The sequence below is a fragment of the Spirulina subsalsa CS-330 genome, assembly GCF_028330765.1.
Lineage (GTDB): Bacteria > Cyanobacteriota > Cyanobacteriia > Cyanobacteriales > Spirulinaceae > Spirulina > Spirulina subsalsa_A.
In genome coordinates this window covers 1-3,790 of the sequence record NZ_JAQMTY010000260.1, presented here as the reverse complement: position 1 = coordinate 3,790, position 3,790 = coordinate 1, and the positions used below count along the sequence as shown (strand labels likewise).

Below are 3,790 nucleotides of genomic sequence, written 5' to 3'. Positions count from 1 at the left end.
TCCTCCTTGGTACGTGAAACCACCGAAATCGAAAGCCAAAACTACGGCTACAAATTCGGACAAGAAGAAGAAACCTACAACATCGTCGCAGCCCACGGCTACTTCGGTCGTCTCATCTTCCAATATGCTTCCTTCAACAACTCCCGCGCCCTGCACTTCTTCTTAGGTGCTTGGCCCGTAATCGGCATCTGGTTCACCGCCTTAGGTGTATCCACGATGGCATTCAACCTGAACGGGTTCAACTTCAACCAGTCTGTTCTTGACAGCCAAGGTCGCGTCATCAACACCTGGGCGGACATCCTGAACCGCGCCAACCTCGGTTTTGAAGTGATGCACGAACGCAACGCCCACAACTTCCCCTTAGATTTGGCTTCTGCTGAGTCTGCGCCTGTGGCTTTGACTGCTCCTGCCATCAACGGTTAATTCCCAAGCGATTGAGCTAAGTTGAATCACTGAATCAGAAAGCCCCCTCGATTGAGGGGGCTTTCTCTTGGGCTATAGCAGGTTGTCTGCTAACCTTTGACACAGACCACTTGTTTCAGGGTCGCGACAATTTCCACAAGATCCGCTTGATTGTTCATCACCGTTTCGATCGCTTTGTACGCGCCGGGAATTTCATCAAGGACGTGTTGATCCTTGCGGCATTCGATCCCTTGGGTTTGGGCGATCAGGTCGTCAACGGTGAACTGTTTTTTGGCTTTGGTGCGAGACATCTGCCGCCCTGCGCCGTGGCTGCAACTGCAATAACTGTGGGCATTGCCTTTGCCTTTGACAATGTAGGATTTTGCACCCATGGAACCGGGAATAATGCCGTAGTCTTCGCTGCGGGCCCGGACGGCTCCTTTGCGGGTGACGTAGACTTCTTCGCCAAAGTGGACTTCTTTTTCGGCGTAGTTGTGGTGACAATTCACCGTTAAGAGGGGTTTGGTGGGTTTGCCGCCGGCCAGGTGTTGCTCAACGATGCGTTTAAACCGCGCCATCATCACTTCGCGATTGTACCGGGCGTAATTTTGGGCCCATTGGAGATCGCGCCAGTAGGCGGCGAATTCTGGGGTTCCCGTCACGAAGTAAGCGAGATCCGGATCGGGGAGTTTTTGGTCGGTGAGTTTTTGGAGGGTTTTGGCGGTGCTGATGTGGCATTGGGCGAGTTGGTTGCCGATATGCCGTGAGCCGGAATGGAGCATGAGCCAGACGTGAGCCTCGGCATCTAAACAGAGTTCGATGAAATGATTGCCGCCACCGAGGGAACCCAGTTGCTCCATGGCTTTACCGTCTAAACGTTGCACGCCGGGATGGAGGGTTTTAAAGTCGCGCCAGCCTTGCCAGTTGGTGACGGCGCGATCGCACTCCCGATTCGCCGCAAACCCCACCGGGATCGCCGCTTCAATCTCACTCCGGATTTTTTTCAATTTGCCGTCCAATTGATCACCCTGAAACGGCAGTTTCACCGCCGCCATGCCGCAGCCAATATCCACCCCTACGGCGGCGGGGATAATCGCCTCGTGGGTGGCGATGACGGAACCGACTAACGCCCCTTTCCCCAAATGCACATCGGGCATCAGGGCAACGTGTTTAAACACAAAGGGCAACGAGGCGACATTTTTCGCCATCTGGGTTTCGGCAGAACCGAGGGGATGACCGGCCCAAGACAGGACAGGCTTTGGGCTAGACAGGTTTAAGGATTCGTAGGGCATGGGAGTTTCCCAAATTCGCTTGTAGTATCATAATACATAAAACTACAGATCGCCAAATCCCGATAATTCTGCCAATGTTTCGAGGCTGATCACGCCGCGATGATACTCACCGTTAATCTTCCAGGTGGGATAGGCTTGAATGTTATTCATCGCACATAATGCCGGGCTGGCGGGCTGTTCCCCGCCCGGTTCGCATTCGAGATAGATGCCGTAGCGCACGAGCCAATCTTCCGGGCCAAACTGGGCCCGCTGGGCGCGACAGTGGGGACACCAATGGGCACTGTAGACGCGGGCGTTGATGCGGTTGAGGTGACGGGCGAGGGCTTCGACGCGCTCCGGTGCGATCGCACCCTGTTCTCTCATTTGAGCATGAACGATGGCAACGGCGGGGGGAAGCGCGATCGCTCCCAGGCTAACCAGGACAGATAAACCAACAGTCAAACGAAACATGGGCAATTGAGCGAAAGAACCCCTAAATCCTAATCCTGAACGCTCAGATTTCTCCCTAAAACAGGCTCAATTGTTGGGGCGGTTTGGGGAGCGTGTCCCAGGGGAGAGGCGGTAAATGGGGCGCGATCGCTTGCAACTGGTGGTAGAACTGGCGGGCGGTGTGGGGGGAATGTTCTTCCTGGGGACAGTGGACGAAAAAATAAACAGTCTTGCCCTCGGTGAGCCATTGCGCCACGTGATGAACCCAAAAATCGCGGGTGATTTTGTTGTATTGCGGGTCGGGATGGGTGATCCAGCGGATCAAGGCGGTGTCAGTGGGGCAGTGAGGCAGGACGGGAAGATCGGGTTTGTGGTTGCGGGATTGGGTTTGGGGATGGTCGGGGCAGCGGTAGATGGGGCGGGTGTCGAGGCAGACCGGGGTGATCCTGTCGAGGAGGGGAGCGAGGCGATCGCGCCCCGTTGGAGTGAACCAGTCCGGGTGACGCAGTTCGAGGCCGAGGGGGTGATCCGTGGGGAGGGCGGCGAAAAATTGGGCGAGATCGTCGCTGTGGGCGGGGCTGTAACTGGGGGGGAGTTGGGCGAACACGGGGCCGAGGCGATCGCCCAAGCCAGTTTTTAAATGGTTCAGAAAAGCGATCGCGCCCCCGATTTGTCCCATGAGCGGCCCCTGATGGGTGACGGTTTTGGGGAATTTTGGGCAGAATTTAAACCCCGGCGGCATGGTGTCGCGCCAACGCTGGAGCGTGGCAACATCAGGAACGGCGTAAAACGTGGTGTTACCTTCCACGGCGGTGAAGCGATCGCAATACAAGGGCAAAAACTCCCGCGCCGGAGCCTTAGCCGGATAGAACGACCCCACCCAGCCGGGAAACGCCCACACGGCACAACCGAGATAAAATTGCCCCACGTTTTGCCCCTGACTCATCAACTCTCGCCCCAAACGTCCAGCTAAAACGGTACAATAAACCGGAAATATTGGCTTGTCTTGACTATGATGCTTGATGTCAACAGTCCCCAGTTTATCGCCCTCATCTATCTTGTCTTGAGCGGGTTATATCTTGTCGTGCTTCCCGCCGGTCTCTATGCGTATCTCAATCTGCGCTGGTATGTGGCCAGTTCCATTGAGCGCGTGATTATGTACTTTTTCGTGTTTCTTCTGTTCCCTGGGCTGCTGCTCCTGAGTCCGTTTTTGAATCTTCGCCCCAAACGAGCTGAATCCTAATGCGCCGAATTGATGCGATCGCCCTCACCTTTGGGCTTTTCCTCGGTGGGGGTGCGATTTATCTCCTCTTTCGGGCGATCGGGTTTGATAACCTGTCCGCCGGAATCTGGAGTCAAGCCATTCTGATCGGGGGTCTGATCGGCTGGTTAGCCACCTATGTCTTTCGCGCCCTCACTAAAGGCATGACCCTCAACGAACAGATGCAGAACTACAAAGAAGCGGTGCTGCGTAAACGGTTAGAGGAAATGACCCCAGAAGAACTGGCCCAACTCCAAGCGGAAATCGAAGCCGACGAACAAGCCGCCGCAGCGGCGGAATCCCAGAGCGATTAATCGCCCCATCGCCCCATGGCCCGCGCCCCGAAACTCACCTACGATCGCGGCACCTTAATTTTGCATCCCCCCCCAGGTGGCAAAGGCTGGAT

The 3,790-nt window shown here is 55.7% G+C and carries 6 protein-coding genes; 3 read left to right on the top strand and 3 right to left on the bottom strand.

Features of this window, described 5'->3' with window-relative positions; translation table 11 throughout:
* Nucleotides 1-423, top strand: a 423-nt coding sequence (locus tag PN477_RS17940; RefSeq protein ID WP_465250284.1) for a photosynthetic reaction center family protein, incomplete at its 5' end; no start/stop codon positions are given.
* 89 nt (nucleotides 424-512) lie between these two features.
* On the opposite strand, the gene PN477_RS17935 is transcribed toward PN477_RS17940, so the two are convergent.
* From PN477_RS17935 to PN477_RS17925, 3 genes are read right to left on the bottom strand one after another with little or no spacing between them, the layout of a single operon-like run.
* Nucleotides 513-1,694 carry an RtcB family protein gene (locus PN477_RS17935; RefSeq protein WP_272120168.1) on the bottom strand — a complete coding sequence of 394 codons (1,182 nt, stop codon included), beginning with the start codon at nucleotides 1,692-1,694 and terminating at the stop codon, nucleotides 513-515.
* Between the two features lie 42 nt (nucleotides 1,695-1,736).
* Nucleotides 1,737-2,144, bottom strand: coding sequence for a thioredoxin domain-containing protein (locus tag PN477_RS17930; RefSeq protein ID WP_272120166.1), 408 nt, complete (start codon nucleotides 2,142-2,144; stop codon nucleotides 1,737-1,739).
* A 55-nt stretch (nucleotides 2,145-2,199) separates the two neighbouring features.
* A complete protein-coding gene (locus PN477_RS17925; protein WP_272120164.1) occupies nucleotides 2,200-3,069 on the bottom strand; it encodes a DUF72 domain-containing protein in 870 nt (289 codons plus the stop codon).
* 66 nt (nucleotides 3,070-3,135) lie between these two features.
* Between PN477_RS17925 and ndhL the strand changes: the two genes are divergently transcribed.
* The gene (gene ndhL / locus PN477_RS17920; protein ID WP_072622326.1) at nucleotides 3,136-3,366 is read left to right on the top strand and encodes an NAD(P)H-quinone oxidoreductase subunit L; all 231 of its coding nucleotides are present in this window, start codon (nucleotides 3,136-3,138) and stop codon (nucleotides 3,364-3,366) included.
* The gene (locus PN477_RS17915; RefSeq protein WP_272120162.1) at nucleotides 3,366-3,698 is read left to right on the top strand and encodes a DUF3007 family protein; all 333 of its coding nucleotides are present in this window, start codon (nucleotides 3,366-3,368) and stop codon (nucleotides 3,696-3,698) included. Before ndhL ends, PN477_RS17915 begins: the two co-directional genes overlap by 1 nt.
* Nucleotides 3,699-3,790 lie beyond the last annotated feature (92 nt).

What these genes read in the sequence shown, in the direction of transcription:
- PN477_RS17935 (WP_272120168.1), bottom strand. Translation starts at nt 1,694, where the DNA reads ATGCCCTACGAATCCTTAAACCTGTCTAGCCCAAAGCCTGTCCTGTCT.
- PN477_RS17930 (WP_272120166.1), bottom strand. Translation starts at nt 2,144, where the DNA reads ATGTTTCGTTTGACTGTTGGTTTATCTGTCCTGGTTAGCCTGGGAGCG.
- PN477_RS17925 (WP_272120164.1), bottom strand. Translation starts at nt 3,069, where the DNA reads ATGAGTCAGGGGCAAAACGTGGGGCAATTTTATCTCGGTTGTGCCGTG.
- ndhL (WP_072622326.1), top strand. Translation starts at nt 3,136, where the DNA reads ATGATGCTTGATGTCAACAGTCCCCAGTTTATCGCCCTCATCTATCTT.
- PN477_RS17915 (WP_272120162.1), top strand. Translation starts at nt 3,366, where the DNA reads ATGCGCCGAATTGATGCGATCGCCCTCACCTTTGGGCTTTTCCTCGGT.